Source organism: Hydrogenivirga sp. 128-5-R1-1 (assembly GCF_000171895.1).
In genome coordinates this window covers 1-1,821 of record NZ_ABHJ01000232.1, presented here as the reverse complement: position 1 = coordinate 1,821, position 1,821 = coordinate 1, and the positions used below count along the sequence as shown (strand labels likewise).

General features: G+C 46.7%; 4 protein-coding genes. All 4 read left to right on the top strand.

Annotation, left to right across the window (positions count from 1 at the left end; all coding sequences use genetic code 11):
- Positions 1–193 (top strand): hypothetical protein (locus HG1285_RS20390; protein WP_232219527.1); only part of this gene is annotated, 193 nt, incomplete at its 5' end.
- A gap of 35 nt (positions 194–228) precedes the next feature.
- Positions 229–426 (top strand): DUF445 family protein, encoded by a 198-nt coding sequence (locus tag HG1285_RS03015; protein WP_008288982.1) that lies wholly within the window; start codon positions 229–231, stop codon positions 424–426.
- Between the two features lie 27 nt (positions 427–453).
- Positions 454–840 (top strand): helix-turn-helix domain-containing protein, encoded by a 387-nt coding sequence (locus tag HG1285_RS19220; RefSeq protein WP_008288981.1) that lies wholly within the window; start codon positions 454–456, stop codon positions 838–840.
- Positions 841–877: 37 nt separating this feature from the next.
- Entirely contained in the window at positions 878–1,762 is an 885-nt protein-coding gene (locus tag HG1285_RS03020) for a dienelactone hydrolase family protein (RefSeq protein ID WP_008288979.1), read from the top strand.
- Positions 1,763–1,821: the final 59 nt, after the last annotated feature.

Below are 1,821 nucleotides of genomic sequence, written 5' to 3'. Positions count from 1 at the left end.
TACAAGCGATGAAGAAGCGCAGGGGGAATCTGAAGACATTATGATTACTTCAAACCTCCACTGTATATCCCCAATCCCTTTTAAACGTAGTAGCGGAAGCTATCGAGGAGATCCTGTCTTCTGTTGTAGAGAAAAAGCTCGACGAATGGATAGAGGAAGCTTTCACAAAAATGAGAAGCCGAGAGGAGGTTAAAAGAGAGAGCGGATCAGCTTATAAAGAAGTATCTCGTGAAGCTTATAGAAGAAAAACACTCCTATCTTCTTGAGCTCATAAAGAACAGAATAGACAGCGTTCCCGATGAGGAGTTCATAAAAGCTGTAAAGAAAGCCTCCTGGGATGAACTCCAGTGGATAAGGGTGAACGGAACTATCCTGGGATTTTGTATAGGTATATTACTCGGTATTTTCCAGCTGATTATGGTCTGATAAGTCGTTTGGTATATACTCTAAGATATGACGGGAAAAGAGATAAGAGAGCTTAGGAAAAAACTCGGACTCACGCAGGAAGAGTTTGCCCAGCTTTTGGGTGTGGGATTTACTACCGTCAATAGATGGGAGAACGGCAAGAGCGAACCCAGAGGTCAGGCTCTTGAAGCCCTGGAAAAACTACGAACGCTTATTGAAGAAGCGGAAGAAGGTAAAGACTTTACGATAGAAGATCTAAAAGAGATTCTAAAGGATATTGAGAGCGGTAGGCTTGTTTCCAATCTTTCAGGTGTTATTCCCAAAAGCGTGCTTGGACTCGTTGCAGCTGGTGGTATCGTTGGGTTCTTAACTGGATTATCAACAGCCTTTTTAATTAAGAAGTTTTCTGAAGGTAAGAAAAAGAAGAAAGACTAAATTTAAAAGCATGTAGAAGACTAAAGGAGGGTCGGCCATGGGGTTCTTGATGGTTTTACTGACAGTTCTATTCTCCCTCTCACACGCGGACGAGTTCATAGAGAACATGATCAAGAAGCTGGACGAGAGGGGTGATAAAGCCTGGTGGTGGGACGATAGGTGGTGGAACGAGGGCTATATAGAGCCTCCGAGAAACTATAAGGTGAAGGTTAAATGGGTTACCGTAAAGAACGGCGATACGGAGATCCCCGTGATGGTTGCGAGACCGAAGGAGAAGGGTAAGTTCCCGGGAGTTCTCTTTCTGCACGGAAGGAGGGGGCTTGACGACCTCTTCCAGCTTCACGTTAAACGCCTTGCTGCAAGGGGGTTCGTTGTCGTAGCACCAGACCTCTACACGGGAAGGTTCATAGAGAGGTTCCCCATATACCACGACCCCGTGGTTGAAGAGGATGCCAACAGAGTCCTTGATTACGCCCTCTCAAGGAAGGACATATACCCCAAGAAGGTGTGTGCTTATGGTCTTACAAGGGGTGGTTTTTACTCTCTGAGACTGCTGGTAGCCAAAAACAGGCAGGTGAAGGACATAGCCTGCTGGGTGGGTTACTACCCTCACATTCAAGACCCCAACAGACCCGAGCCCATGCAGGTCTACAGGTATCACGAGGACATAGAGAAGGTCAAAGTCCCCGTCATGTTCTTCGTCGGAAGGGAGGAACAGTACCAGCGTCTTAGACCGGCTCTTATGGCGATAGACTACCTTAGAAGCCATGGCAGAGAAGCCTACGTAGTTATATACCCTGGAGTTGGAAGGGGCTTTGACTTTAGGAACGGCAACAGGAGGAAGTTTGCCGACGACCTCGCTGCCAAGGATGCGGTGGTGAGGGCTGCGAGGTTCATAAGGGCTAAGTTGGGCGTTGAATAAAGTCCTTGACTTATATATCCGCTTAATCTATATTCTTTGGAGAGCTTGAGACCTAACGA

What these genes read in the sequence shown, in the direction of transcription:
- HG1285_RS03020 (WP_008288979.1), top strand. Translation starts at nt 878, where the DNA reads ATGGGGTTCTTGATGGTTTTACTGACAGTTCTATTCTCCCTCTCACAC.
- HG1285_RS19220 (WP_008288981.1), top strand. Translation starts at nt 454, where the DNA reads ATGACGGGAAAAGAGATAAGAGAGCTTAGGAAAAAACTCGGACTCACG.